The organism is Nocardioides sp. JQ2195, assembly GCF_012272695.1.
GTDB lineage: Bacteria > Actinomycetota > Actinomycetes > Propionibacteriales > Nocardioidaceae > Nocardioides.
This window is the reverse complement of record NZ_CP050902.1, coordinates 1,374,433-1,399,528: the sequence shown is the minus strand read 5'-3', so window position 1 is coordinate 1,399,528 and position 25,096 is coordinate 1,374,433. Positions and strand designations below refer to the sequence as shown.

Here is a 25,096-nt window from a genome sequence, read left to right as displayed (position 1 = left end):
GGCTCGGCACTACAGTCGGGCCGCACGATCACGAACTGATCCAGGAGAGTTGATGAACTTCTGCCCCCACTGTGGCGCCCGCCTCCGGCCCGATCACCTCTTCTGTGCGTCGTGCGGGCAACGGGTCGTCCAGTCCTCGCCGTCCACCTCGATCGCCGGGCAGGGTTCACCCCGACCCTGGAGCGCCGTGCCGGGCGTGCCGCCCGTGGCGCCGTCGGCGACACCGCCGCGCCGGCCGGTCGACCTCACTGGGCTGCTGCGCGGGAACTGGGTCGCCGCACTCGTGGTCGCCCTCGTCGCGCTCGTGCTCGCCTTCGGCTCGTCCGCTGCCCTGATCTGGATGGGAGACCCTGACCACACCAGCACCCACGACCGACTCGTCTTCTCCGCCATCGCCACCGCTTCGACCGTGAGCGCCGATGCGGTCGGCTCCATCGATGGTGACTACGTGGCCTACGAGGGCGCCGGCCAGGAGGACTTCAGCCTGGCAGCCGCGGGCGGGTTCGTTCCCTTCACCGTTGCGCTCCTGAGCCTCGGCGTGGCCGGTTGGCTCTTCCGTCGCTTCACCCGCGGGTATCCCCAGGTGAAGCACGCCATCGGCGATGCGTTGCGGGCTGCTCTGGTCTACGCGCTGCTGATGATGGCAGTGGTCATCGCACTCCGAGGCGACGAGGACAGCAGGGTCTACAAGTCGGACGGAGGTTTCGGCGACGAGTCCGAGACCGCGTCGTTCGGTGCCTCGATCCCGACGACCTTCTTCCTCGCTCTCCTCGTCATGTTCTCGGTCCTTGCGCTCGCCTGCGTCATGCGCCGCGACTGGCTCGGGGCGCGCATGCTGAAGGTGCACGCCTTCGTCGCCGCCCCGATCAGCGGCATCGCCACCTTCCTGCTGATGCTGCCGGTGGCCGGGGTGGTCGCCAACCTCGCCTTCTGGCTCACCGTCAAGGACGACCACGGTGCCGACGACGAGCTCGACTTCCTGCAGACGGCAGCCATCATCATCGGCTCGCTGGGCAACATCGGTGTCGGCTTCCTCGGCGCCGGATCCGGCGGGCCGATCGGCAACTCCTGGGACGCCCGCGAATTCGACTCCGACCGTGGTGCCGAGTGGCACCGTCTCAGCTGGGCCGTCGACGAGACCGACGCATGGGGCCTGTGGTTCGCGATCCCGACGCTGTTCGTCGTGCTCGCCGTCGCGGCGTACGTCGTGATCCGTCGGGCACGCGCATCCGGACACGCGTTCGCCAACGTGATGATCTGGGCGGGCTCGATGTTCGTCGCCTACCCCGTCATCGCCCGGCTTGCGTCGGCGCATGGAGCCGTCGACGGCGACGATGCGACGTCGGAGCTCTCCGCGGAGGGCTACTTCGGGCTCAAACCGGCCGACACCCTGCTGCTGCCGTTGATCGCCGTGCTGGTGGCGTTGGTCCTTGCCGCCGTCACCGGGGCCCTCGATGTGCGCAGGATTGCCGCCTCGATGCAGCAGAGTCCCGGCACCACGCCCCACCCAGACCGGGTGCCGCCGGTGACGCCCGGCAGCTGGACGCACCCCTCAGGCATGAACCCCTCAGGCGCGAACCCCTCAGGCATGAACCCCTCAGGCGCGAATCCCTCGGGCGCGGACCACTCGGGCGTGGATCGGTCGGGCGTGGATCAGCCGGCCCGGTGGCCCGACCACGAGCCACCGACCCAGCCGGGTCACGTCCACCGGCCCTGAGGTCAGTGGCGCGTCAAGCGCGAGAGCACGCGCGCTGCTCGCTCGGCGTCGTCCCGCGTGACGTCGAGGTGGGTGACCAGCCTCAGCGTCGTGGGCCCGACAGCCGAGATGCGCACGCCCTGCTCCGCCGCTGCTGCGACGAGCCCGGGAGCATCCGCCCGCTCGACCACCACGATGTTGGTGGCCACCCCGGCCGGGTCGACACCGACTGCCTCGGCGAGCACCCTCGCGTTGGCGTGGTCGTCAGCCAGGCGCTCGACGTGGTGGTCGAGAGCGTGGAGTCCGGCGGCGGCAAGGATGCCGACCTGACGCATGCCGCCCCCCATCCGCTTGCGCCAGATGCGGCTCTCGTCGACGGACTCCTGACTGCCGACCACGAGCGACCCGATCGGTGCACCGAGCCCCTTGGACAGGCACACCGCCATCACGTCTGCGATCCGGCCGTAGTCGGCCAACGCCACGCCGGTGGCCACGTGGGCGTTCCACAGGCGCGCACCGTCGAGGTGGACTGCCGCGCCGACCGAGTCGGCGTAGGCCCTCAGCGCCCGGAGGTCGTCGATCGGCACGACGGTGCCGCCGGCGAAGTTGTGGGTGTTCTCGACGGCGATCGCAGCCGTCGGCACGAAGAACGGCCCCATGTCTGGCGCGAACATCTGCTGGACGGCAGCCAGGTCCACGCCGCCGTCGGGGTGGCTCCAGGTCCGCATGGTGATGCCTGTGTAGGCCGCGTGAGCGCCCAGCTCTGCTCGGGCGATGTGGGCCCGTGACTCGCAGAGCACTTCCTGCCCGACACCGGCCACCGTGCGTACGGCGAGCACGTTGGCCATCGACCCGGTGGGGGTGAACAGGGCAGCCTCGTGGCCGAAGAGATCAGCGACGCGCTCCTCGAGGACACGGACCGTCGGATCCTCGCCGTAGACGTCGTCGCCCACGTCGGCCCGGGCCATCGCCTCACGCATCGCCTCGGTGGGACGCGTCAGGGTGTCGCTGCGCAGGTCGACCATTCCACTCATGCCGTCATCCTTGCACTCCGACGCAGCCTCACCGGCGATCGGTGTCCGGCGGTGCCGGGCGTCGATCAGGCCTTGCGCAACATTTCTGCCACGAGGAAGGACAGCTCCAGCGACTGGACCCGGTTGAGCCGTGGGTCGCAGACCGACTCGTAGCGGTTGCCCAGGTCCATCTCGGCCAGCGCCTCACCGCCACCGACACACTCAGTGACGTCGTCACCGGTGAGCTCGACGTGGACACCGCCCGGCCAGGTGCCGAGCGAGCGGTGCACATCGAAGAAGCCCTGGACCTCCTCGATCACGTCGTCGAAGCGGCGTGTCTTGTAGCCGGAGGATGCCTCGAAGGTGTTTCCGTGCATGGGGTCGCACACCCACGCCACCCTGACCCCGGCGGCGGTGACCTTCTCGACCAGGGACGGAAGGCCGTCGCGGATCTTCGAGGCACCGAATCGGGTGATGAAGGTGAGCCGACCTGCCTCGTTGGACGGGTTCAGCTTGGCGGCCAGGGCCAGCGCGTCGTCAGCGGTGGTGGTCGGCCCGAGCTTCACGCCGATCGGGTTCTGGATCCGGCTGAGCAGCTCGACGTGGGCGCCATCGATCTGGCGCGTCCGCTCACCGATCCACACGAAGTGGCTCGAGACGTCGTACGGCAGCTCGGTGCGCGAGTCGATGCGGGTCATGGCGTGCTCGTACTCCAGCACCAGGGCCTCGTGGCTGGAGTGGAAGTCGACCCGGTGGAACTGGTCGGGCTCAGCGCCGATGGCCTTCATGAAGGTCAGCGCCCGCTCGATCTCGTTGGCCATCTGCTCGTAGCGCTGTGCGTGGGGCGACTCACGGACGAAGTCGTTGTTCCAGGTGTGGACCTGGCGCAGGTCGGCGTACCCGCCGTTCACGAACGCACGGATCAGGTTCAGCGTCGAGGCGGATGCGTTGTAGACGTCGACGAGCCGCTGCGGGTCGGGGGTGCGCGCGGCCTCGGTGAAGTCGAAGCCGTTCACCGCGTCTCCACGGTAGGCCGGCAGGGTGACGCCCTCGCGGGTCTCCGTGTCCGAGGAGCGGGGCTTGGCGTACTGGCCGGCCAGGCGGCCCAGCTTCACCACGGGAACCGAGCCGGCGTAGGTCAGCACGACCGCCATCTGGAGGAGCACTCGCAGCTTGTTGCGCACGTTGTCGGCGGTGACGCCGGCGAATGTCTCGGCGCAGTCGCCACCCTGGAGCAGGAAGGCCTCGCCACGGCTGACCGCGGCGAGCTTCGACTTCAGCTCGTCACACTCCCCCGCGAACACCAGCGGCGGCATGTGCCGCAACCGGGCGACCGCGGCGTCGACAGCATCGGTGTCGGGGTACGTCGGCTGCTGGGCAGCGCCCTGGGCGTGCAGGGCAGCAAGGTCGGGGATCACGCCCCAAGCCTACGACGTCCAGCCCGCGGCCCGTCGGGACGCCTCGGCGCTCGAGCCGTGGCTCATTCCTCGCCGGTGTAGTCGACGGGTTCGCGGTGGTCCATCTTGTTGGCGAGCAGCGTCACCGCCCACAGCACCACACCGACGAGCAGCATCCCGCCCGCGATCTGGTACTGGATCGAGTCCCGCTCCGCGGCCGGGACGATCACCAGGAACAGGCACAGGAATGCTGCCACCAGCGGCGTCACACCCGGCGACCGGAACGGATGGCGACCCGGAGCCGGAGGGTCGTTGCGCAGGATCATGCACGCCACGTTGACCACGGCGAAGACACACAGCAGGAGCAGGGCCGTGGTGCCGGAGAGGTTCTTGACCACGTTGCTGTCGGGGTCACTGCTGACCCACCAGAGCAGTCCCAGGGCCATCAGGGTCGAGAACAGGATGCCGACCCACGGCGTACGCGCGCCGGGCAGCACCTTGCCCAACGGGCTCGGGAGCACGCCCTGCCTCGACATCCCGTAGAGGAGTCGACTGGCCATCAGCATGTTGATCAGCGCGGTGTTGGCCACGGCGAAGCAGGCCAGGAACGGGAAGATCCTGTCGATCGGGAAGTCCGGTGCCCCACGGCTCACCACGTCGAGCAGGGCCCGTCCTTCAGCGTCGCCGATGGCCCTGAGCTCACCCGGTGGAATCACCATCACCACCGACACCGCCACCAGCATGTAGATGATGACCGCGAGACCCAGACCGGTGAGCATGGTGCGGGGGAAGATCCGTTCGGGATCCTGGGTCTCCTCCACCATGTTGACGGAGTCCTCGAAGCCGACCATGGCGAAGAAGGCCACGGACGTCGCCACGGTCACCGCCATGAACATGCCCTTGTCGTGGTAGTCGCTGAATGCGACCAGCTCTCCGACACCGGTGCTGCTCTTGGACATGGCGTAGAAGCCGACGCCGATGACGATGGCCAGGGCCGTCATCTCCACCAGGGTGAGGAACACGTTGAACTTGACGCTCTCGCCGACACCGCGGAGGTTGATCAGGGCCAGCAGCACCATGAACCCGATGGCCACCAGGGTGACCATCCCGTCGGGCACCGTGGTCATCACCGTGCCGTCGACCGTCTCGTCCCAGACACCGTTGACTGCCATGCCACCGAAGAAGTTCTGGGCCAGGGTCACGGCCGACGTCGAAGCGCTGGTGATGCCGGAGCAGATGACCGCGAAGGCGACGATGAAGGTCACCAGGTGGATGCCGAAGGCCTTGTGCGTGTAGAGGGCGGCACCAGCGGCCTGCGGATACTTGGTGACCATCTCGAGATAGGACAGGGCCGTCAGCGCCGCCACCAGGAAGGCCAGCAGGAACGGCAGCCAGACGATGCCACCGACGCCGGCCGCCATCGTGCCGGTGACGGCATAGATGCCGGCGCCGAGGATGTCCCCGACGATGAAGAGCAGGAGCAGCTTCGGGCCGAGGACCCGGTTGAGCTGGGTCTCCTCCCCCTCTGGTGCTGCGTCGAAGAGTTCATCCTGGCTGGTGCTCACGGTGCCTCCCAAGACTTGCGCGTCGCTTCATCATGCCGCGATCCCTGCGCGACCGCATCCTCCGGCGACGTACCGGAGTGTCGAAGGGGGTCGAAGGGGGCGCCTGACCGCCGTGGGGTTCTGTCCGGCACGACCCTCCTCGCCAGGGGGCAGGCGACCCGGTGCCCACTCATCCGAAGAAGACCTCGGCTTCGGCGTACTCCTCAGGACTGACCAGCTTGAGCTCTCCGGTGGCGTCCGCCAGTGGGATCCGCACGATGGCGGAGCCGCGCAGGGCCATCATCGTGCCGAAGTCACCCTCGGCGACGGCATCGGCTGCCTGCAACCCCATCCGGGTGGCCAACCACCGGTCGAACGCCGAGGGCGTGCCACCTCGCTGGATGTGGCCGAGCACGACCGAGCGCGCCTCCTTCCCCGTGCGCTCCTCGATCTGGCGGGCCAGGCGATCGCCGATGCCACCGAGTCGCACGTGGCCGAAGTCGTCGAGGTCGGCCTCCTGCAGCGACGGGTCGCCCTCGCGGGCAGTGGCCCCCTCGGAGACCACGATGATCGGTGCGTACTCGCTCTGGAAGCGGCGCTCGACGAGACGACACACCTCGTCGATGTCGTAGGGCTGCTCGGGGATCAGGACGATGCTCGCGCCGCCGGCGATCCCGGAGTGCAGGGCGATCCAGCCCGCGTGACGTCCCATCACCTCGACGACCAGCACCCGGTGGTGGGACTCGGCCGTGGTGTGCAGGCGGTCGATCGCCTCGGTGGCGATGTTGACCGCGGTGTCGAAGCCGAACGTGAAGTCCGTCCCTGAGAGGTCGTTGTCGATCGTCTTCGGCACGCCGACCACCGCGACCCCGACCTCGGCGAGGCGAGTGGCCACGCCGAGCGTGTCCTCACCACCGATCGCGACCAGCGCGTCGATGCCGGCCGCAGCCAGGTTCTCGCGCACGCGCTCGACACCGCCGTCGACCGCGAACGGGTTGGTCCGGGAGGAGCCGAGGATCGTGCCGCCCTTGGGCAGGATGCCTCGGCAGTCCTCGATGCCCAGGGGCATCGTCAGACCCTCGAGGGGTCCGCGCCAACCGTCACGGAAGCCGACGACCTCGAAGTCGTGCTCGTCCACGCCCCGTCGTACGACGGCACGGATCACCGCGTTGAGCCCCGGGCAGTCCCCTCCCCCGGTGAGAACGCCTACGCGCATCTGAACTCCTCCGTCTCGGGAGACCCCAACCCTGCCACGTGGCGAGGGCCGGGGACAGGGGCAGCGCTCACCGCTAGCCTGCGGGCATGACCTTCTCGATCGTTGCCCGATCCACCGACGGCGAGTCATGGGGCGTCGCCGTCGCCTCCAAGTTCCTGGCCGTCGGCAACGCCGTCCCTGCCGCCGTGGCCGGGATCGGCGCCATCGCCACCCAGGCCAATGCCAACGTGTCCTACAAGGGGCTCGCCCTGGCCCACCTCGACGAGGGTGCCACGGCCTCGGTGGCGTTGCAGCGGCTGCTCGAGGAGGATCCCGACCGTGACCACCGCCAGGTCGGCATCGTGGACGTCGACGGCACCTCGGCCTCCCACACCGGCAGCGCCTGCTACGACTGGGCGGGAAGCCTCACCGGCGAGGGTTATGCGATCCAGGGCAACATCCTGACCGGCTCCGAGGTGGTCGAGTCGATGGAGGCCGCCTGGCTCGACGGGGGCGGCCTCCCCTTCGCCGACCGCCTGCTGGCCGCGCTCCGAGCAGGCGACGAGGCGGGCGGCGACAAGCGCGGCCGTCAGTCAGCGGCTCTGCTCGTGGTCAAGGAGGGCGCCGGGTACGGCGGCCACGACGACGTCGCCGTCGACCTGCGGGTCGACGACCACGCCACGCCCGTCGCCGAGCTGACCCGGCTGCTCGAGCTCAACGACCTGTTCCTGACCGCCACCACCGAGGACGACAAGGTCCCGGTCACCCCGGAGCTCGATGCCGAGATCACCGGCCTGGTGCGGGCCCTGGGCCACGACGACCTGCTCGAGTGGGCCGGCACGGAGAACTACGAGATGCGGGTCGCGCCCACCGGTGCCTGGATCGACAAGCGGGTGCTGGCGATCCTGCGCGCCACCTCGGAGCAGGCATGAGCATCCTGGCGATCGATGCCGGCACCACCGGCGTCACCGCACTCGTCGTCACCGCCGAGGGAACCATCGCCGCGCGGGGCTACCAGGAGTTCGGGCAGCACTTCCCGAGGCCCGGGTGGGTCGAGCACACCCCCGAGGAGATCTGGCAGGCGACGCTCGAAGCCACCCGCGAGGTGCTCACGTCGTACGACGGGGAGCTGCGCGGGATCGGCATCACCAACCAGCGCGAGACGATCATGCTGTGGGACCGCGAGACACTCGGCTCACCCCGGCGCGCCATCGTGTGGCAGGACCGGCGGACCGCCGACATCTGCAACCGGCTCCGCGAGGACGGGCACGAGGAACGGGTCAGCGAGCTGACCGGGTTGCGGCTCGACCCCTACTTCTCGGGCACCAAGCTGATGTGGCTCGCCGAGAACGAGCCCAACACCTGGGCATTGGTCCGGTCCGGGCGCTATGCGATCGGCACCGTCGACTCCTACCTGATCGCCCGGATGACCCGGGGCACGTGGCACGTCACGGATGTCTCCAACGCCTCGCGCACGCTGCTCTTCGACCTGACCACGGGTGACTGGTCCGACGAGCTGTGCGAGCTCTTCGGCGTGCCCCGCGACGCATTGCCGGACCTGGTGCCGAACTGGGGCGAGGTCGCGGTCTCCGACCCCAAGGTGTTCTGTGGCTTGTCGTTGCCGATCGCCGGGATCGCCGGTGACCAGCAGTCGGCGCTCTTCGGGCAGACCTGCTTCGAGACCGGAGACTCCAAGTGCACCTACGGCACCGGCTCGTTCATCCTCGCCAACACCGGCACCGAGCTGGTCCGCAGTGACGCCGGCCTGCTCACCACCGCCGCATGGCGCTCACCCGACGGTGTCCTCACCCACGCCCTGGAGGGTGCCATCTTCGTCACCGGCGCAGCCGTGCAGTGGCTGCGCGACGGCCTCCAGATCGTCGGCTCCGCCCCCGAGACCGAGGCGATCGCGCGCACCGTGCCTGACTCGCAGGGGGTGGTCTTCGTGCCCGCCCTCACCGGCCTCGGTGCCCCGCACTGGGATCCACATGCGCGCGGCATGATCATCGGCCTCACCCGCGGCACCACACGTGCCCACGTCGTGCGCGCCACCCTGGAGGCGATCGCCTTCGAGGTGCGCGACGTGCTCGAGACCCAGGGCATGGTGCAACCGGGACGTGAGGGCACCCTGCGCGTCGACGGTGGCGCGTCGGCCAACGACCTGCTCTGCCAGATCCAGGCCGACCAGCTCGGGGTCCCCGTCGAGCGTCCGAAGATCGTCGACACCACGGCGCTGGGCGCGGCCTTCCTGGCCGGCCTGGGCGTCGGGGTGTGGGACTCCACCGACGACCTGCGCGCGACCTGGCAGCTGGACCGCCGGTTCGAGCCGACCGAAGGTGTCCGTGACCGGGCGGATGCTGCCCACGCCAAGTGGACCGATGCGGTCAACCGCTCGAAGGCCTGGGCCTGAATCGATCAGGAGAGCAACCACCGCTGGTCGAGCGGGACGCGGGTCCACGCTCCGGCCATGGCACGGCCCCGGTGGATGTTGCTCGATCAGCGGGTCAGACGGGCGACCCGGGCAGCCAGGCGCTGGCGTTCGGCGTCGGCCGCACGGACGTCATCACGTGCTGACTCCACGACCTGGCGGGCGTCGGAGAGCTGGTCGTCGATCTCGTCCTGCTCCTCCTCGTGCTCGCTGAGCCGACGACGCAGCTCGTCGATCTCGGCCTGCACCTGGAGGCTGCGCGCCTCCAGCCCGGCCACGTCGTCGTTCGCCGCCGTCAAGGAGTGGTTGGCCTCCTCGGCGACCCGTTCGGCGTCCTCCAGCTCCTCCCGGGCGGCGGCGAGCTTCTTCTCGGCCTCGTCCGGGTCGGGCACGACGTGCAGCTCGGGCGGACGAGATGCCGGCGCCTCGATCGGGCTCGGCGCGAAGTCGGCCGCGTCGGGGACCGCGACGAAGGTCGACGCGTCGACCGCCTCCACACCGGTCGCGGCCAGCGTGCTGACCAACAACCCGGTGCGTACGGCGGCACCCGCGTTCGCGTCGACCATGGCCGCCGTGAGGGTGGCCTCGACCTGGTCGGAGACCGCACCGGTCACCTTCTGGCCGTGCTCGAGCGCGAGCGCGCGTGCCTGTTGGGTGATCGCCGAGGTGAGCTGACGTCGTTGACGGGTGAGTGCCCGCAGCTCGTCCCCGTCGAGTGATGCCTGCGCCTCGCGCAGCGCCTCCCCGACGGCCAGCACCTGGTCGACCTGCTCGGGATCACGGCGCACCAGCAGGTTGACCACCCAGGCGGCCGTGGAGGGCTTCTTGAGGGCCTTGACCTGGTCGGAGAGCTCGCGGTCCTCCTTGCGCAGGGCCTTCACCATCGCGTCGCGGGCTGGGGTGAACTCGGGCAGCGCCAAGCCATAGAGCCGGTCTGCTGCCTCGAGGAGCGTGGTCACGCAGGTGATCCTAGTGAGCCGGCGAGCACAGAGCTCAGCGCGCACCCACCAGGCCCGCAGTGAGCATGTCCGTGGCGATCTCGATGAGCTCGTCGCGCGAGCTCCCCTCGGGCCGCTGCAGGGCGACCCGCAAGCAGGTCGCCTGGGTCACCCCCATCACCATGAAGACCACCGCCTCGAGTCGTTGCGGGTCGAGATCAGGGAGGTGGCGCGCCGGGATGACTCGCGCCAGCTGCACCAAGCCGGCCTCGATCTCCGGCATCACGTTGGACTGGGTCCCCGAGGGGACCGCGTCGACCATGGCCAGGATGACCGGAGCGTGCCGCTCCAGCGCCTCCGTCAGGGTCGTGAGGATCTCGCGGACGGCGTCGCGCAGGTCGCGGTCGAGGGCTCGCGCCACCCCACCCATCAGGTCGGAGCTGATCTCGGCCACCGCCTCGCTGCGCAGTGCCTCCAGGATGTCGGCCTTGTCGTCGAAGTAGCGATAGAACGTTCCGCTGCTGACATGTGCACGCTCCACGATGGCGGTGGTGGTCAGCCTCTCCGAGCCGATCTCCTCCAAAAGGTGAACAGTCGCATCGAGAAGGTCGCGACGCATCTGCACAGCTCGCTGCTGGGTGGGGCGAATCCGCTGCCGTTGAGCCATGTCCTGCCGCTCCGTCCCTTGGGTGAGTGCGCGTTTGAAAAGTGAATGGAAGATGAGGGATTCCCACTTTTATCCTGTTCAGCATGGCAGCCACGACAGGTGAGCGCGACCTCCCGACCACGGTCCGGAACCACGACGAGGCGGTGCGCCGGTTCGGCGACCACGCGACGACGTACTTCGACTCCATGTGGGAGGGCGATCCCCTCGCCGACGCCTTCGTCGCCGACTTCGCCTCAATCGGGCACGGCAAGGGCATGCGGATGCTGCGCACGGCCTGTCGCGAGGGCATCGATGCCGTCCCCGAGGCCCCCGAGTCGCTGACGGCCCTGTTCGCAGGGCTCGACGACGTTCCCGACTGGGTCGACCTGCCGAGCATCTATCGGGGGTCACGCCACTTCGCCCGCTACACCCGGCAGTCGGGGATCGTCCTCGGCGCGGCGTCGCTGGTCAGCGGCTATGCCAACTCGGCGGCCTCACGTCCGCTCGAGCTCACCGGCAGGTATGTCGAGAACGCCGGCATGCGCACCATCGAGGTGGGCTCCTGGTTGCTCGCGATCAACCAGCAGGGCGGGCTCGACCGGTTCTCCGAGGGCTTCGAGCTGACGGTGCGGGTGCGCATCATCCATGCGTTGGTGCGCCAGCACCTGCGGCAGTCCCCGGAGTGGGACGACGCGGCGTGGGGGGTGGCGATCCCGCAGGCGTTCCTGGCCTACACGCTCATCGAGTTCTGCCTGATCCCGTTGCGCGGGATGCGGGCCATCGGGGCGCCCTACCTTCCCCGCGAGGTCGACACCTTCTATGCCATGTGGCGCTACATCGGGCACCTGCTCGGCATCCGTGAGGACCTGCTGCCGGTCGACGAGGCCGACCAGCAGCGGCTCGAGGACCTCTACCTGCTCACCCGCCCCGAGGTCGACGACTACTGTCACCGTCTGGTGGGAGCGATCAACGACGAGTTCCTGGTCCCGGAGATCGAGGAGCTCCTTCCCCACCGGCTGCACCCGGTGGCACCGCCCACGGTGCACGCACTCGAGCGCATCTTCCTGGGCGACGGCATCGCCGACGAGCTCGGCGTCCCGGCGTCGCGGATGACGTACGTCGTCCGGGTGCTGGGCCCCTTCCTGTGCCTGCTGAACGGGCTCATCGACCGCGTCCCGGGGACCATGGGCGTCCGGACCCGGATGGGCGAGCGCTACCGCGTCAAGCAGGAGGAGCGGCTGCGTTCCAGGTATGGGGTTCACCACGACCTGGTCGATGACTCCCCTGCCGGCGGCCAGGCGCACCCCGCTCGCGATCCGGGATGGTCCTGCTGAACCACTCCCCGGTTCTCCGCCTCGAACGCGACACGTGCGTCGCGGTGCGTCAGGTCGAGAGGAAGCGCATCGTCGTGCCGGTCCAGTGGTAGGCGAGCTCGACCGGGTGGGGTGGCCAGACGCTGTCCTGGCTCTCGCCGGTCGGCACCCAGCCGAGGTGCTCGTAGAGCCGGCGAGCCCGCTCGTTGTCCCCCAGCACCCACAGCGTGGCGCCCGTGCCGATGGCATCGACAGCGCGCCGCACACCGGCCGACCCGAGACCTCGGCCCCACGACTCCGGCCGGACGAACAGTTGCCGCAGCGATGCGGCGTCGTACGCCGCCACCGCCCGCAGTCCGTCCGGACCGTCGACCACATCGACACGCACATCGGGGTCCGCGAGCACGATCGACCACCTGGCCAGCACGTCGTCCTCGGGGAACGGGGCGGCGAAGACGTGCCCCGGCCCCGCCAGGTTGGCGTCGCGCTCCAGCCCGGTCAACGCAAGCCCCTCGTGCTGGGACGCGGGGCGCCACAGCGACGACCGGGTCATTCGTCGTCCAGCCCCTGCTCGATCGCATAGCGGGTGAGCTCCACCCGGTTGTGCAGCTGCAGCTTGCGCAGCGTGTTCTGCACGTGGTTCTGCACGGTGCGGTGCGACAGCACGAGACGATCCGCGATCTGCTTGTAGGACAGGCCCTTGGCGACCAACCGGAGCACTTCGGTCTCGCGCTCGGTCAGCTTCGGGGCGCCGTCGTCGGTGGCGGGCTCGTCGAGCAGACGGCGGTACTCCCCCAGCACCAGTCCGGCCAGGCCCGGCGTGAACACCGTGTCGCCGAGCGCCACCCGGCGTACGGCGTCGAGCAGCTCCTCACGCGAGGCGGACTTGACCAGGTAGCCCGTCGCCCCGGCCTTCACGGCGTCGAGGACGTCGCTCTGCTCGCCCGACGCGGAGAGGATCAGCACCCGCGTGGCGGGGTCCTGGCGAACCACCTCGGCGGTCACCTCGACCCCGTTGGGGGCCGGGATCTGCAGGTCGAGCACGAGCACCTGCGGCCTGGCTGCCGGGAAGCGCGCCAACGCCTCGGACCCGTTGGCAGCGACGGCCACGACATCCAGTCCCGCTGCGACCAGGTCACGCTCGACCGCGTCGCGCCACATCGGGTGGTCGTCGACGACCATCACCCGGATCGGCTGGTCCCCACTCATCCGCGTCCTCCTCTGTCATGCGGAACACTAGGACATGACCGCGCCCACCGAGCGGCCAGTGAGCCCGTCGCCGCATGTCGGGGCGGTCTTCCCGACCCGGACGACTCGTCCGTGCCGAGACTAGCGAGCGTGCTGGTAGCGGCCCCGTCGGTGCACCAGGGGCTCCCCGTCGTCACCGATCTCGGCCTTCTCGATGGTCGCGGTCACCAGGTTCGACCAGCCTGTCTCCACCACCGTCTCGAGGCGTACGCCGACCCACGTGGTGACGTCGGACAGCAACGGCCCCCATGACGTCTCCAGCCAGTCCACGCCTTCGCGCAGCTGCCTGAACTGCCCGCCCGGAGCCGGAACCGTGCCGGCGAAGACATCAGCCAGGTTGTGGTGGCGGTAGTGCAGCAGCGACACGACGGCGAGGTCGGTCGAGGCCAGGGTGTCCATCAGGTCGGAGTCCGGGTCGATCAGCCCGAGGACCCGGCCGGGCTCCCCCGCGGCCACCATCAGGGACGAGACGGTCAACCCCGCGCGATCATCCGAGGCGCCCGAGGTCCACAGCGTCACCTGCCCGCCGAGGCGACCCCGCAGCCGACGGACCGGGTCCCGCTCACCGGGCGGCTCGAGGAAGGGGTTCTCACGATGAATGGTCACCCACCGAGCCTAGACGAGGTGCCCCCGGGTCCAGTCACACGACGGGGCGCGGAACGGTGAGCTCCCACTCGGTGCCGGTGCCCGGCGAGGAGAAGAGCTCGGCCGTGCCACCGAGGTCCCGGATGCGTCCACGGATCGACTCGGAGACACCGAGACGACCGGCCTCGACGGCCGCGTGCAGGCGTCCCGAGGGGATCCCCGGCCCCTCGTCGCGCACACTGACCACGATCCGGTCACCGAGGTCCTCCAGCAGCACCCAGGCGGGGGCGTCCTCCCCCACGTGCGCGGCGACGTTGTCGAGGCACGCTCCGACCACGGCAGCCACCTCCGTCGCAACGACCATCGGGAGCTCGACCGGAGCCCCCGGAGTCACCACGCTGGTCACCGGCGGACGCCGGTTGCCGAGACGCTCCAGGACACCGCCGAGATCCTCCACCGGTGACGCGCCCGGCGTCTGCAAGGTGTCCTGCTGGCGGATCAGGGAGCGCAGCGCCTGCTCCTGCTCACCGGCCAGCTGGCCGAGACGCGTGCCGTCGCCACCGAGCTCGGGCCCCTTGCGCTGCACCAGGGCCAGCACCTGGAGCACACCGTCGTGCACGGCGCGCGCCAGGCGGGCCCGTTCGCCCGCGATCGCGGCCTCCCGCTCGGCACGGTCGCGCTCGGCCGCCATCTGCTGCAGGGAACCGCACATGTAGCCGACGATCGGTCCGGCGATCATCAGCAGGAAGACGTGCCCGTAGTTGGTCTGGCTGATCCCGTCGCGGATGAGCAGGTCCGTCGCACAGAGCAGCGTCGCGGCGACCAGGGCGCCCACCCAGCGCCAGTGGATCGCCCAGGCCATCAGGGCACCCGTGATCCAGAAGCCCGGCACGGTCGCGTTGAAGCCGTCCCCCTTGACGAACGGCGACGAGAGCAGGGTCGCGAAGGCGATGGCCAGGTCGGCCACCAGCAGCGCCGGGAGGCGGCGGTGCGGGGCGTCGTACGCCCAAATGGCCACCGCGGTCCAGACCACCATCAGCACCGTCAGGGCGAGCCCGACCTCGCGGTGGGTGAAGTTGTCCAGGCGGTAGAGCGTCATCCCCACCGTGTTCGCCAGCAGGACGAGGCGCAGCACGGCCAGGGCACGGAACATCCGGTTCTCGACGGCGAGCGCGGCATCGAGCGGTCCGGCATCGGTCACGGACGGGGTGCGCCCGAGGGGAACGGCCGGGCCCGCGGGGCCGGGCGACCGGGTCAGGACGCCTGCTTCTTGTCCTCGGCAGCAGCCGCTGCCTTCTTCGCCTCCGCAGCGGCCGCGGAGGCTTCCTTCTCGAGCCGCTTGGACTCCTCCTTGGCGCGGCTGGCGTAGGTGTCGACGTACTCCTGGCCGGAGAGGTTCATGATCTCGTACATGATCTCGTCGGTGATCGAGCGCAGGATGTAGCGGTCGTTCTCCAGCCCCTCGTACCGCGAGAAGTCCAACGGTTTGCCGAAGCGCACCACCGGCCGGGCGAACTTGCCGAACTTCTTGCCGGGAGGCGCCACCACGTCGGTGCCCACCACCGCCACCGGGATCACCGGGACACCGGTCTCGAGCGCGAGCCGGGCGACTCCGGTCTTGCCCCGGTAGAGCTTGCCGTCGTGGGAGCGGGTGCCCTCCGGGTAGATGCCGAAGAGCTCACCCCGACCGAGAACCTCCTTCGCCGACAGCAGCGCTCCCTCGGCAGCGTTGGCACCGGAGCGATCGATCGGGATCTGGCCCGATCCGCGGAAGAAGTGCTTCTGGAAGAACCCCTTGATGCCGGGGCTGGTGAAGTACTCGGCCTTCGCGACGAAGGACACGCGCCGTGACAGGGTCAGCGGCATGAACAGCCAGTCGGCGTAGGACAGGTGATTGCTGGCGAGGATCGCAGGACCGGTCTCCGGGACATGGTCGAGGCCCTGGGCCTGCGGTCGGAAGATCACGCGCAGCAAGGGCCCGAGGGCGATGAACTTAAGAAACCAGTAGAACACCTGGTTGTCCTCCTCGTGACGATCTGGGCCGCCCGTCATGAGTGACCAAGTGAACCCTAGCCCCAAACCGAATCCCGTGGGGACCCGGCGTGCCCAAGTTCGGGGACGCCGCCGAGGCGTCGGCACCACCGGTCACGGCACCGCGATCGCAGGACCAGAAGCCGTCCGCTGCCGCCGTCTCGCATCACTTCACGACGGCTCGTAGGCTGGTGGTGTGACACGGGACGAGGACGCTCTCTGGCAGGAGATCGTCGACAACTACGGTGAGACGGCATCGGTCGAGGAGGCCGCCGCGGACACCGAGGACGAGCCCGCCCTCGACCCGCAACCGGAGCTCTACGTCATCCCCGAGCCGGAGCCCGTGGTCCCGCAGGAGCTGCAGTCCTGGGAGGACGAGGGCCGGTTCGTGCCGGCCGACCCGGAGCCCATCCCACTGGCCGAGCCCCCGCGGATGCTCGGCTGGCTCGGTGTCTTCGGCGCACCGTTGATCGCCCTCGTCGCGCTGGTCCTCGGCCACCCGTTTCGCGGCATCCTCGCGGTGCTCCTCGTGGCGTGGTTCGCGGGCGGGTTCATCTATCTGATCCGCAGCATGAATGCGGAGCCACGTGACCCGTGGGACGACGGGTCCCGCATCTAGCCCGGGCCTCCGCGCGGAGGTTGCAGTGCCAGCCGCGCGACGCGTTGGCGGGCCAGGTCCGCGGCGCCGACGAGCCCCGCCTGCGCCCCGAACCGTGCGACGACCAGCGGCGGCACGGTGCGGTGCCCGGCGCCCACCAGTGAGCTGAGCAGCGCCGTGCGCGCCGGCTCGAGCAATCGGTCCCCGGCAGCGGAGACACCTCCGCCGACCACCAGGATGCCGGGATCGAGGGCGGCCACCAGGTTGGCCAGACCGACGCCCAGCCAGTCCCCGACCTGACCGAACGCCTCGTGGGCCAGCAGGTCACCCTCCTCGGCGGCACGGGTCACCATCGGACCGGTGAGGGCGGACGGGTTGCCCTCGCACAGCTCTTCCAGGATCGACGGGCGGGTGCCCAGGCCCTCGCGGGCGAAGCGCACCAGCGCGTTGCCGCTGGCGTACTGCTCCCAGCACCCGTGGCCGCCACACTCACAGGCAGCGCCGCCGGGCACGACCTGAATGTGTCCGAACTCGCCGGCCATCCCGTTGGCTCCACGGTGCACCTGGCGACCGAGGATGATGCCGCCACCGATGCCGGTGCCCAACGTCACCACCACGGCATCCTCGACACCGGACGCGGCGCCGTACGTCGCCTCGGCGTGGGCGGTCGCGGTCGCGTCGTTCTCCAGGGCCACCGGCACCTGCCAGCGCTCCTCGAGGCGGGCACGGACCGGGGAGTCCACCCAGGGCAGGTGGGGGGCGAACATGACGCGTTCACCGGTGACGTCCACGAAACCGGCGGCGGCCAGACCCACACCTCGGACGACACCGTCACCCACCAGCTCGCCCAGGGCCTCGGTGAGAGCGTCCTCGACGATCGAGACGTCGACCCGTCGCCCCGGCGTGGCGCGGTGCACCGTCCGCAGGATGCGCCCTCGGTTGTCGACCACCCCGGCCAGCACCTTGGTGCCACCGACGTCGATGCCGACATACACGTCCTCAGCCATGCCGGACATCCTGACAGGGAGCCGCGCCGTCAGCGACGGGCCAGGTCGGCCGCACCGATCAGTCCAGCGGTGTTGCCCAGCGTTGCCAGGCGCAGCTCGGCGACCGGGCGGTGCCCGCTGCCGGTGAGGTTCGCGACGTACGCCTCCCGCATCGGCTCGAGGAGCAGGTCGCCGGCAGCGCCGACGCCGCCCCCCAGCACGATCACGCCGGGGTCGACGATCGCCGCCAGCTGGGCGCAACCCTCACCGAGCCACCCGCCGAGTGCGGCCAGCTGGGCGATCGAGAACGGGTCCCCAGCCTGTGCGGCCGCGGTGATCATCGGGCCCTCGATGCCCTCGACGCTCCCACCGCCGGCGTCGATCACCGCGGCCGCGGCGCCCGGATCGGCTGCGGCCGCGAGGCGGGCCTGTTCCTCGAGGGCAGTGCCGGAGCCGTACTGCTCGAGGCACCCGAGCTGGCCACACCCGCACTGACGGCCCTGGCGCTCGACCCGGATGTGGCCGATCTCGCCGGCGATCCCGAAGCCGCCGCGATAGAGCTGGCCGTCGACGACGATGCCGCCGCCGACCCCAGTGCCGACCGCCACCATCAACAGATCGTCGGCGTCAACCGCGGCACCGTGGGTGAACTCGCCCCACGCGGCCGAGTTGCCGTCGTTCTCGACGACCACGGGGGTGCCGCAGGACGACTCGAGGCGTTGCTTGAGCTCTTCGTCGCGCCACGCCAGGTTGGGGGCGAAGAGCACGGTCGCCCGGGCTGCATCGATGAAACCGGCCGCCGAGATGCCGATGCCCTCGATGTCGTGGTCGCCCCGCAGGTCCTCGACCATCCTGGTGATCGAGTCGACGATCGCCGACGCGTCCTCCGCCGGGGACTCGACCTTCGTGGTCTCGAGCACGGTGCCGTCGGCGTCGACCAGACCGCCCGCGATCTTGGTGCCGCCCACGTCCACGCCAATGGTCAGGCTCATGGTGCTCAGTCCTCCGGCCAGTCGTTGTCGAGGTCGATGTGCTCCACGTCGTCGGAGCTCGGCTTCCTCGTCTCGTCGGGCACTGCGGTGGCCATCAGGGCAGCGGCTGCCTGCATCAGTGACGCACTGGCCGTGGCCAGGTGCTGCTTGACCTCCGGGCTGAGCTCACGCACGACGTGCACGGTGCGGCAGATCGGGCACATCGTGCACTCACTGGCACCAGTGGCGAGGTGTTCGTTGACGTCGTGTGCCGCGCGCTGGGCGCCGGCCGCCAGGTCACCGAGGCCGTTGCCCAGGTCGTGGCCCTGGCTCCTGGCCCACCCCGAGAAGGCCCCGAGGAGCTTGGCCGCCTCTTCGGAGACGGACCCCACGTCGTCGGGTCCGGGCGTGCTGCCGGTCCCGGTGTCGTCTCCGTCGGTCACGGTGTCCTCTCCTCGAACTTGACCTGCAGTGCGCCTCCCTCGACCCGGGCACCCTTGACCTTGTGGCGGGCAAGTCCTGCGGGCAACGAGAGAAGACGACGATACGACCCCACGGTCACGACGAGCTCATCGCCATGCCGGGCGAGATCGACCTCTGCCTTGCTGACGAACGGGAGCTGCAGCTCGAGGGTGGCGCCGGTGTCGGTGCGCGTGACCTTGAGCGGGCCCTCGCCGGCGGGCGGGGCCAGCGGGTCGACGTCGCCGTAGACCTCCTCGGCGAGGTCGCGCAGGGCCTCGACTCCGACGGGCTCCCCGGTGCGGTAGACGGAGCGGAGGATCGGCAGCCCGGCGAACGACTCCTCCGTCTCGTCGAGCACCTTCGCCTGCGCCTCGACCCACCCGGTGCGCCAGGCATCGGCCTCTGCCTCGGGGAAGACCCGGTTGGCCACGACCCCGTCGACGCGATAGCCGAAGAGCGACAGGGTGGTGAACGAGCGGCGGGCCTCGGCGAGGACCACCGCCTCGGGGGTCATCACCAACCGGACGCTGGAGTCGGGGCCGGCCAGGAGGTCGCGGACCTCGTCGAGCTCGGCGTGCAACCGCTCGACGGCGTCGAAGACGGAGTCACCCGGCATGGGTACGCCGGCAGCCCGGGTCAGCACCGGCTTGAGCGCCTTCACGATGCGGCGCTCGAACGGGAACACCCGCTGCATGTACCACCCCAGCGCCTCGGGCAGGGCCAGCAACCGCAGGGTCTCGGCCGTGGGAGCGCAGTCGACGACGATCACGTCCCACCTGCCGGAGAGGGCATGGAGGCGCAGCTCGAGCAGGGCCAAGACCTCCTCGGCGCCGGGGATGACGGTCAGCTCCTCGGCGGCCACCGGGTCGACACCGACCACGTCGAGCACCTGGAGCAGGTAGCCCTGGATGTCGGCCCAGGACTGCTCGAAGCGGCGTTGCGCGTCAACCTGCTGGACGAACAGGTTCTCGGCCACCTCGGTGGGCTCGCTGCCGACCGGGCTGCCGAACGCGTCGGCCAACGAGTGGGCTGCATCCGTGGAGAGGACCAGCGTCCGCAGGCCGCGTGCGGCGGCGAGAGCCGACGTACCGGCTGCGACCGTCGACTTGCCGACGCCGCCCTTGCCGGTGAACAGGAGGATTCGCACGACTCAGGTGTCGCTCACAGCGACTCGACGCGCTTCTTCAGGCCCTTCAGCGCGGTGTCGATGAGGATCTTCTCACCCTTGCGCTTCAGCATGCCGATGAGCGGGATGGACACGTCGAGGGCGAGGCGGTAGGTCACCTCGGTGGAGCCGCTGCCCAGCTCGCGCAGGGTGTAGGCACCGTCGAGGGCGCGCAGCATCTTGCCCTCGGTGAGGGTCCAGGTGACCTCGCGGTCGCCGTCCCACTGGTAGGCGAGGGTGTACTCGTCCTTGATCGGTGACACGTCGAGCTCGAAGAACACCTCGGTGGCACGGCCGTCGTCGTAGGTGCCGAGCACGTCAGCGGTCTTCACGCCCTTCGCCCAGACGGGGTAGGCAGGAAAGTCGGCGATCACCCCCATCACCGACGCGGCAGGAGCGTCGATGACGATGGAAGAGGTGGTCTGCTCGGCCATGAGTGCCCCTGGATCAGTTCGACGGTGAGTCCAGCGAGCGTACCGGATACCGGGGGTACGCAATCGGCCGGTAACGTGCGACCTACATCGCTTCGAACAGCTCGACAAGGAGGCCGGCATGCGTGAGTTCGCCACGCCGATGACCGTGGAGATTCCCGCCACTGGCAACCTGACCGACGACGTCGTCACCAATGCACGCGACTTCGCCGACACCGTGGTGTTCAGCAGGAACACCGCCGACGGCTGGGTCGACATCACCGCCGCGTCGTTCCACGACGAGGTGGCCGCTGTCGCCAAGGGCCTGATCGCTGCTGGCATCGAGGCCGGTGATCGCGTCGCGCTCCTGTCCAAGACCCGCTACGAGTGGACCCTGCTCGACTACGCGATCTGGTTCGCCGGCGCCGCGACCGTGCCGATCTACGAGACCTCGTCGGCCGACCAGCTCAGCTGGATCCTGGAGAACTCCGGCGCCAAGGCGATCGTCGCCGAGGGCGCCGACCACCTGGCCAAGATCACCGCGCTGCGCGGCAACCTCCCCGATCTCAACCACGTCTGGACCATCGACGACAACGCCGTGCAGGTCCTGACGAACCTCGGTGCCGACATCGACGACGAGACCCTGGAGAAGCGGCGCAGCGCGACCACCCCGCTCGACCTGGCCACGCTGATCTACACCTCCGGCACGACCGGGCGCCCCAAGGGCTGCATGCTCACCCACGGCAACTTCATGTTCGAGCTGGGTGTCGCGGTGCACGAGCTCGACGAGCTGTTCCTCGACGACGAGGGCTCCACGCTGCTCTTCCTCCCGCTGGCGCACGTGTTCGCCCGGATCATCCAGGTCGGCTGCATCAAGGCCCGGGTGCGCCTGGGCCACTCGGCCGACATCAAGAACCTCGTGGACGACCTCGGAGAGTTCAAGCCGACGTTCATCCTCGCCGTGCCGCGTGTCTTCGAGAAGGTCTTCAACACCGCCTCGCAGCGGGCTGCGGCCGACGGCAAGGGCAAGATCTTCCAGCGCGCCGCGGACACCGCGATCGCGTGGAGCCAGGCCAAGGACCGCGGCCGGATCCCGCTGCGGATCAAGGCCCAGCACGCCCTCTTCGACCGGCTGGTCTACGTCAAGCTGCGCAACACCCTGGGCGGCAGCTGCCAGTACGCCGTCTCCGGCGGTGCGCCCCTCGGCGACCGGCTCGGCCACTTCTACCGCGGCATCGGCCTGAACATCCTCGAGGGCTACGGGCTGACCGAGACCACCGCCGCCCTCACGGTCAACCTCCCCGACGCCCAGAAGATCGGGACCGTCGGCCGTCCGCTGGCCGGCACCACGGCCCGCATCGCCGATGACGGCGAGCTGCTCTTCAAGGGCGGCCAGGTCTTCGCGGGCTACTGGGACAACGAGGAGGCCACCAACGAGGCCCTGACCGACGGTTGGTTCCACACCGGCGACGTCGGCGAGCTCGACGACGAGGGCTTCGTGAAGATCACCGGCCGCAAGAAGGAGATCCTGGTGACCGCCGGCGGGAAGAACGTCGCCCCGGCCGTGCTCGAGGACCGCATCCGTGCGCACCCGCTCGTCAGCCAGTGCATCGTCGTCGGTGACGGCCAGCCGTTCATCGCGGCCCTGGTCACCATCGACCCGGAGTACTTCCCTCACTGGGCCCAGGAGAACGACAAGTCCGGCTCCATCGCCGACAACGTCGACGACGCCGACCTGGTGGCTGCCGTCCAGAGCGCGGTCGACGACGCCAACAAGGCGGTCTCGAAGGCCGAGTCGATCCGCAAGTTCAACGTGCTGCCGATCGACTGGACCGAGGAGGACGGTCAGCTGACCCCGTCGTTGAAGCTCAAGCGCAACGCGGTCATGCGCGAGCACCGGGCCGACGTGGCAGCACTCTACGAGCGCTGAGCTCCACGTGCCGGCCGGCCCGTCGGCTGCCCGGACGACCCGGCGGCCAGTCCTGCCGTCAGGGCTGATCAGCCAGCTGCTCGGCGATCGCGACCCGCTCCAGCACGGTCGGGTGACTGCCGAACCAGAACTGTGACCAGGCTGGACCTTCCGGGTCACACACCGAGCGCACGCAGAGCTCGCGCTGCAGCTCCACCATCGCCGAGGCCGGGGTCACCGCCAACGCATCCACGTCGGCGCGGGTCTCGATCTGTCGACTGATCGTGTTCTCCACCGGGCTGGTGACCACCGTGGCCAGGGCCAGCAGCGCCAGCACCACGGCCACGGCCCGCGGATCCGACAAGCCGTCGACGCCGGCCCGTCGGCGAAGGCCGGGGCGGGCCATCACCAGGCCGAGCAGGCCGATGCCGACCACCGACCCGAAGGCGCCGAGACCGGTCCCGGTGAGGACGTCGTCGTGCTTGGCATGGGCCAGCTCGTGGGCCACGACCGAGAGCACCCGGTCGTCGGGCTGGTCGTTGACCAGGTTGTCGTAGACCACCACGCGCCGGGTGCCACCGAAGCCCGAGACGTAGGCGTTGAGGGTCGTCGTACGTCGTGAGGCGTCGGCCACCAGGACGTCGTCGACGGCGACCCCTTCCTCGTCGGCGAGGGCCAGGATCTCGGTGCGCAGCGTGCCCTGGGGCATCGACTCGAAGTTGTTGAAGACCGGCTCCACGACCACCGGGTAGAGGAATGAGCCGGCCATCACGAGTGCCACGAAGACTCCGGAGACGACGACCGGCCACCACGTCCGCCACCGACGCACGCAGGCGAGCAGCACGAGCAGTCCGATCGAGGTGAACACGATGCCCAGGCCGAGTCCCTTGGCCTGGTCGACGAACCACGCGCCGAGGCCCTGGTCGGTCAGCCCGTAGGCGACGCGGCGCTGGCGCAGCACCAGGCCGAACGGCAGGGTCACCAGCTCCCGGACGAGCAGCAGCACCGCGGTGAGCCCGATGACGGTGATCGGCCAAGGTCGCGACTTGGTGCCCAGCAGTCGGCTGCCCCACGTCGTGAAGCCGAACAGGCACGCGACCACCAGGGAGACCGCGAGCGAGGCCCAGCTCAGCAGCCGGGTCCAGTGGGCATATGCGTCACCGCGTCGGATCTGGGCCGGCGTGAAGATCTCGGAGGCCGAAGCAGGCTCGGGCGTTCCCCCCGGCACCGGGTGCCACGGGACCACCAACCAGGCGATCACCGCGAAGACGAGTGCCCCTCCCCCGACCATGAGCCACAGCTGACAGCGGGTCGTGGCGTTCATCGGCCCGTCGGCAGGGCTCACCCGGCCAGTCGCCGGAGCTCCGCTCGCCATCGCGCCACCAATTCCTTCTCACCGAAGCCAAAGTGCTGACGCAGCGCCGCGTCGAGCTCCCCGCCGTTCGAGACCTGACGATAGAGACGCACCAGGTCCTGCTCGCTCCCAGTCTGCGCCAACAGGCGGCAGGCCAACCACGCGGCCTCGTAGGAAGCCCCGAGGTGCGTGGTGCGGGTGTCGAACTCGTTGCCTGCGGGAAGTGCCCGGGGGGCCCCGCCCGACCTCACCTTCTGCAGGATCTGGCCCGCCGTGACCGACAGCGGGAGCTCGCTGTCGCGCAACGCGACGAAGTCGGCGAACCCCTCCAGCAGCCACAGGGGCGTGGTGGTCGCCGTCGCGGCACCGGTGGCCACGTGCACCAGCTCGTGGGTCATCACCACCTGGGCCCCGTCGCGCTTGAGCCCGGAGTACACCTCCGGGTTCACGAAGACGTGCACCGGCGCCGAGGGCGACAAGGTGCCGTCGACGGTGGTGGTGACGGCTGCGATGTTGGCGTAGTCACCGGGCTCCGCGTTGAGCACGCTGTCGAGCTGTTCATCGGATGCGGGCACCTCCACGACGAGCTCCTGCTTCCACGTCGGGATCACCTTGTGCACCTGCGCCACCGCAGCTCGGGCGCGCTTGGCGAAGGCGTCGACGAGTTGTCCCTCGGCGGCGACGACCAGGCTCGCCGGGCCCCGGCGCACCTGCACCCGACCGGCCAGCCACAAGGGCGTACGCCGATCGCCGTCCCCCACCGACACGATCGAGGCGCGCTCGGCCCCGACCTCGAAGACGAAGGTGACCTCGGCGTGCGCGGGTCGTGCGTCGAAGCCCGCGAAGCGCCACGAGGCGTCGACAGCCGCCGCCCACTGGCCGTCCGGCAGCTTCGTGCTGAGCGCTGCGTCCTCGTCGACGTAGCGCAGCGTGAAGTCGGCGATGCGCAGCGCTGCCGCGTTCGCGACCGCGGCGCCCGCGGCGTCCGAGGCGTCCGGGCCGAGGTCAGCGGCGTCACGGGAACGGACGGCAGCCTGGAGGTCCAGCAACGCCTCGGCCGCCAGGTCCTGTCTCGCAGTCGGGGACGTGAGGTGGGGTTGCGGCGGCTGCGGGTCGTCCTTGCCCAGCCAGGTGACCACCAGGGCCGCGAGGAGGACAAGCGAAAGGCCGGCCACCCACCAGAGTGGGCGACCGGCCAACGCTTTCG

General features: G+C 69.9%; 25 protein-coding genes. 7 read left to right on the top strand and 18 right to left on the bottom strand.

Annotated elements, in window-relative coordinates; genetic code table 11:
- Positions 1-52: 52 nt before the first annotated feature.
- Positions 53-1,717 (top strand): zinc-ribbon domain-containing protein, encoded by a 1,665-nt coding sequence (locus ncot_RS19440; protein ID WP_206065185.1) that lies wholly within the window; start codon positions 53-55, stop codon positions 1,715-1,717.
- Positions 1,718-1,719: 2 nt separating this feature from the next.
- Here ncot_RS19440 and ncot_RS06720 read toward each other — a convergent pair whose 3' ends face one another.
- From ncot_RS06720 to ncot_RS06705, 4 genes are all read right to left on the bottom strand, one after another.
- The gene (locus tag ncot_RS06720; RefSeq protein ID WP_346766634.1) at positions 1,720-2,730 is read right to left on the bottom strand and encodes a GntG family PLP-dependent aldolase; all 1,011 of its coding nucleotides are present in this window, start codon (positions 2,728-2,730) and stop codon (positions 1,720-1,722) included.
- 65 nt (positions 2,731-2,795) lie between these two features.
- On the bottom strand, positions 2,796-4,127 hold the full coding sequence (locus ncot_RS06715; RefSeq protein ID WP_168616911.1) for a 3-deoxy-7-phosphoheptulonate synthase class II: 1,332 nt from the start codon (positions 4,125-4,127) through the stop codon (positions 2,796-2,798).
- A 62-nt stretch (positions 4,128-4,189) separates the two neighbouring features.
- Entirely contained in the window at positions 4,190-5,671 is a 1,482-nt protein-coding gene (locus tag ncot_RS06710; protein WP_168616910.1) for an APC family permease, read from the bottom strand.
- A 169-nt stretch (positions 5,672-5,840) separates the two neighbouring features.
- Positions 5,841-6,866, bottom strand: a complete 1,026-nt coding sequence (locus ncot_RS06705; protein ID WP_168616909.1) for a 6-phosphofructokinase — start codon at positions 6,864-6,866, stop codon at positions 5,841-5,843.
- Between the two features lie 86 nt (positions 6,867-6,952).
- On the opposite strand from ncot_RS06705, the gene ncot_RS06700 reads away from it, so the two are divergent.
- Both ncot_RS06700 and glpK read left to right on the top strand, forming a co-directional pair.
- Positions 6,953-7,777 carry a DUF1028 domain-containing protein gene (locus ncot_RS06700; protein WP_168616908.1) on the top strand — a complete coding sequence of 275 codons (825 nt, stop codon included), beginning with the start codon at positions 6,953-6,955 and terminating at the stop codon, positions 7,775-7,777.
- Entirely contained in the window at positions 7,774-9,255 is a 1,482-nt protein-coding gene (gene glpK / locus ncot_RS06695; protein ID WP_168616907.1) for a glycerol kinase GlpK, read from the top strand. The genes ncot_RS06700 and glpK overlap by 4 nt, the downstream gene beginning before the upstream one ends.
- Positions 9,256-9,341: 86 nt before the next feature.
- Here the strand turns inward: glpK and ncot_RS06690 are convergent, their stop codons facing one another.
- Together ncot_RS06690 and ncot_RS06685 are read right to left on the bottom strand one after the other, a co-directional pair.
- Positions 9,342-10,232 (bottom strand): hypothetical protein, encoded by an 891-nt coding sequence (locus ncot_RS06690; RefSeq protein ID WP_168616906.1) that lies wholly within the window; start codon positions 10,230-10,232, stop codon positions 9,342-9,344.
- Positions 10,233-10,266: 34 nt separating this feature from the next.
- Complete coding sequence (locus ncot_RS06685; protein WP_240938109.1) at positions 10,267-10,830, bottom strand: TetR/AcrR family transcriptional regulator; 564 nt, start codon at positions 10,828-10,830, stop codon at positions 10,267-10,269.
- Between ncot_RS06685 and ncot_RS19795 the strand changes: the two genes are divergently transcribed.
- Both ncot_RS19795 and ncot_RS06680 read left to right on the top strand, forming a co-directional pair.
- The gene (locus ncot_RS19795; RefSeq protein WP_277345810.1) at positions 10,798-10,923 is read left to right on the top strand and encodes a hypothetical protein; all 126 of its coding nucleotides are present in this window, start codon (positions 10,798-10,800) and stop codon (positions 10,921-10,923) included. The two genes, ncot_RS06685 and ncot_RS19795, sit on opposite strands and share 33 nt — an antisense overlap.
- Positions 10,924-10,961: 38 nt before the next feature.
- Positions 10,962-12,191 (top strand): oxygenase MpaB family protein, encoded by a 1,230-nt coding sequence (locus tag ncot_RS06680; protein ID WP_168616904.1) that lies wholly within the window; start codon positions 10,962-10,964, stop codon positions 12,189-12,191.
- A gap of 49 nt (positions 12,192-12,240) precedes the next feature.
- On the opposite strand, the gene ncot_RS06675 is transcribed toward ncot_RS06680, so the two are convergent.
- The 5 genes from ncot_RS06675 to ncot_RS06655 all read right to left on the bottom strand — a co-directional run bounded on the left by ncot_RS06675 (position 12,241) and on the right by ncot_RS06655 (position 16,055).
- Entirely contained in the window at positions 12,241-12,723 is a 483-nt protein-coding gene (locus tag ncot_RS06675; RefSeq protein WP_168616903.1) for a GNAT family N-acetyltransferase, read from the bottom strand.
- Positions 12,720-13,379 (bottom strand): response regulator transcription factor, encoded by a 660-nt coding sequence (locus ncot_RS06670; RefSeq protein WP_168616902.1) that lies wholly within the window; start codon positions 13,377-13,379, stop codon positions 12,720-12,722. The genes ncot_RS06675 and ncot_RS06670 overlap by 4 nt, the downstream gene beginning before the upstream one ends.
- A gap of 120 nt (positions 13,380-13,499) precedes the next feature.
- Entirely contained in the window at positions 13,500-14,024 is a 525-nt protein-coding gene (locus ncot_RS06665; protein WP_168616901.1) for a flavin reductase family protein, read from the bottom strand.
- Positions 14,025-14,058: 34 nt separating this feature from the next.
- Positions 14,059-15,204: a DUF5931 domain-containing protein gene (locus ncot_RS06660; RefSeq protein WP_240938108.1), complete on the bottom strand. Its 1,146-nt coding sequence runs from the start codon at positions 15,202-15,204 to the stop codon at positions 14,059-14,061.
- Positions 15,205-15,257: 53 nt separating this feature from the next.
- Positions 15,258-16,055, bottom strand: a complete 798-nt coding sequence (locus tag ncot_RS06655) for a lysophospholipid acyltransferase family protein (RefSeq protein WP_240938107.1) — start codon at positions 16,053-16,055, stop codon at positions 15,258-15,260.
- Between the two features lie 175 nt (positions 16,056-16,230).
- Between ncot_RS06655 and ncot_RS06650 the strand changes: the two genes are divergently transcribed.
- Complete coding sequence (locus tag ncot_RS06650) at positions 16,231-16,653, top strand: hypothetical protein (RefSeq protein WP_168616900.1); 423 nt, start codon at positions 16,231-16,233, stop codon at positions 16,651-16,653.
- Here the strand turns inward: ncot_RS06650 and ncot_RS06645 are convergent.
- Genes ncot_RS06645 through ncot_RS06625 form a run of 5 tightly spaced genes read right to left on the bottom strand, consistent with a single transcriptional unit; the run spans position 16,650 to position 20,650 of the window.
- Positions 16,650-17,639 carry an ROK family protein gene (locus tag ncot_RS06645; protein ID WP_168616899.1) on the bottom strand — a complete coding sequence of 330 codons (990 nt, stop codon included), beginning with the start codon at positions 17,637-17,639 and terminating at the stop codon, positions 16,650-16,652. The two genes, ncot_RS06650 and ncot_RS06645, sit on opposite strands and share 4 nt — an antisense overlap.
- Positions 17,640-17,668: 29 nt before the next feature.
- A complete protein-coding gene (locus tag ncot_RS06640; RefSeq protein WP_168616898.1) occupies positions 17,669-18,610 on the bottom strand; it encodes an ROK family glucokinase in 942 nt (313 codons plus the stop codon).
- Positions 18,611-18,615: 5 nt separating this feature from the next.
- Positions 18,616-19,032: a hypothetical protein gene (locus ncot_RS06635; RefSeq protein ID WP_168616897.1), complete on the bottom strand. Its 417-nt coding sequence runs from the start codon at positions 19,030-19,032 to the stop codon at positions 18,616-18,618.
- On the bottom strand, positions 19,029-20,198 hold the full coding sequence (locus tag ncot_RS06630) for an ArsA family ATPase (protein WP_168616896.1): 1,170 nt from the start codon (positions 20,196-20,198) through the stop codon (positions 19,029-19,031). Before ncot_RS06630 ends, ncot_RS06635 begins: the two co-directional genes overlap by 4 nt.
- Before the next feature lie 14 nt (positions 20,199-20,212).
- Positions 20,213-20,650, bottom strand: coding sequence for an SRPBCC family protein (locus ncot_RS06625; RefSeq protein ID WP_168616895.1), 438 nt, complete (start codon positions 20,648-20,650; stop codon positions 20,213-20,215).
- Between the two features lie 118 nt (positions 20,651-20,768).
- On the opposite strand from ncot_RS06625, the gene ncot_RS06620 reads away from it, so the two are divergent.
- Positions 20,769-22,556, top strand: a complete 1,788-nt coding sequence (locus ncot_RS06620; RefSeq protein WP_168616894.1) for an AMP-dependent synthetase/ligase — start codon at positions 20,769-20,771, stop codon at positions 22,554-22,556.
- 58 nt (positions 22,557-22,614) lie between these two features.
- Here ncot_RS06620 and ncot_RS06615 read toward each other — a convergent pair whose 3' ends face one another.
- On the bottom strand, positions 22,615-23,880 hold the full coding sequence (locus tag ncot_RS06615; RefSeq protein WP_240938106.1) for a M48 family metallopeptidase: 1,266 nt from the start codon (positions 23,878-23,880) through the stop codon (positions 22,615-22,617).
- On the bottom strand, positions 23,877-25,064 hold the full coding sequence (locus tag ncot_RS06610; protein ID WP_168616893.1) for a hypothetical protein: 1,188 nt from the start codon (positions 25,062-25,064) through the stop codon (positions 23,877-23,879). Before ncot_RS06610 ends, ncot_RS06615 begins: the two co-directional genes overlap by 4 nt.
- Between the last annotated feature and the right edge of the window lie 32 nt (positions 25,065-25,096).

Bases quoted from the DNA above. Each gene is read 5' to 3' on its own strand.
- ncot_RS06640 (WP_168616898.1), bottom strand. From the start codon at position 18,610: ATGAGCCTGACCATTGGCGTGGACGTGGGCGGCACCAAGATCGCGGGC.
- glpK (WP_168616907.1), top strand. From the start codon at position 7,774: ATGAGCATCCTGGCGATCGATGCCGGCACCACCGGCGTCACCGCACTC.
- ncot_RS06705 (WP_168616909.1), bottom strand. From the start codon at position 6,866: ATGCGCGTAGGCGTTCTCACCGGGGGAGGGGACTGCCCGGGGCTCAAC.
- ncot_RS06655 (WP_240938107.1), bottom strand. From the start codon at position 16,055: ATGACGGGCGGCCCAGATCGTCACGAGGAGGACAACCAGGTGTTCTAC.
- ncot_RS06720 (WP_346766634.1), bottom strand. From the start codon at position 2,730: ATGAGTGGAATGGTCGACCTGCGCAGCGACACCCTGACGCGTCCCACC.
- ncot_RS06680 (WP_168616904.1), top strand. From the start codon at position 10,962: ATGGCAGCCACGACAGGTGAGCGCGACCTCCCGACCACGGTCCGGAAC.
- ncot_RS06700 (WP_168616908.1), top strand. From the start codon at position 6,953: ATGACCTTCTCGATCGTTGCCCGATCCACCGACGGCGAGTCATGGGGC.
- ncot_RS06670 (WP_168616902.1), bottom strand. From the start codon at position 13,379: ATGAGTGGGGACCAGCCGATCCGGGTGATGGTCGTCGACGACCACCCG.
- ncot_RS06685 (WP_240938109.1), bottom strand. From the start codon at position 10,830: ATGCGTCGCGACCTTCTCGATGCGACTGTTCACCTTTTGGAGGAGATC.
- ncot_RS06625 (WP_168616895.1), bottom strand. From the start codon at position 20,650: ATGGCCGAGCAGACCACCTCTTCCATCGTCATCGACGCTCCTGCCGCG.
- ncot_RS19440 (WP_206065185.1), top strand. From the start codon at position 53: ATGAACTTCTGCCCCCACTGTGGCGCCCGCCTCCGGCCCGATCACCTC.
- ncot_RS06645 (WP_168616899.1), bottom strand. From the start codon at position 17,639: ATGGCTGAGGACGTGTATGTCGGCATCGACGTCGGTGGCACCAAGGTG.
- ncot_RS06620 (WP_168616894.1), top strand. From the start codon at position 20,769: ATGCGTGAGTTCGCCACGCCGATGACCGTGGAGATTCCCGCCACTGGC.
- ncot_RS06675 (WP_168616903.1), bottom strand. From the start codon at position 12,723: ATGACCCGGTCGTCGCTGTGGCGCCCCGCGTCCCAGCACGAGGGGCTT.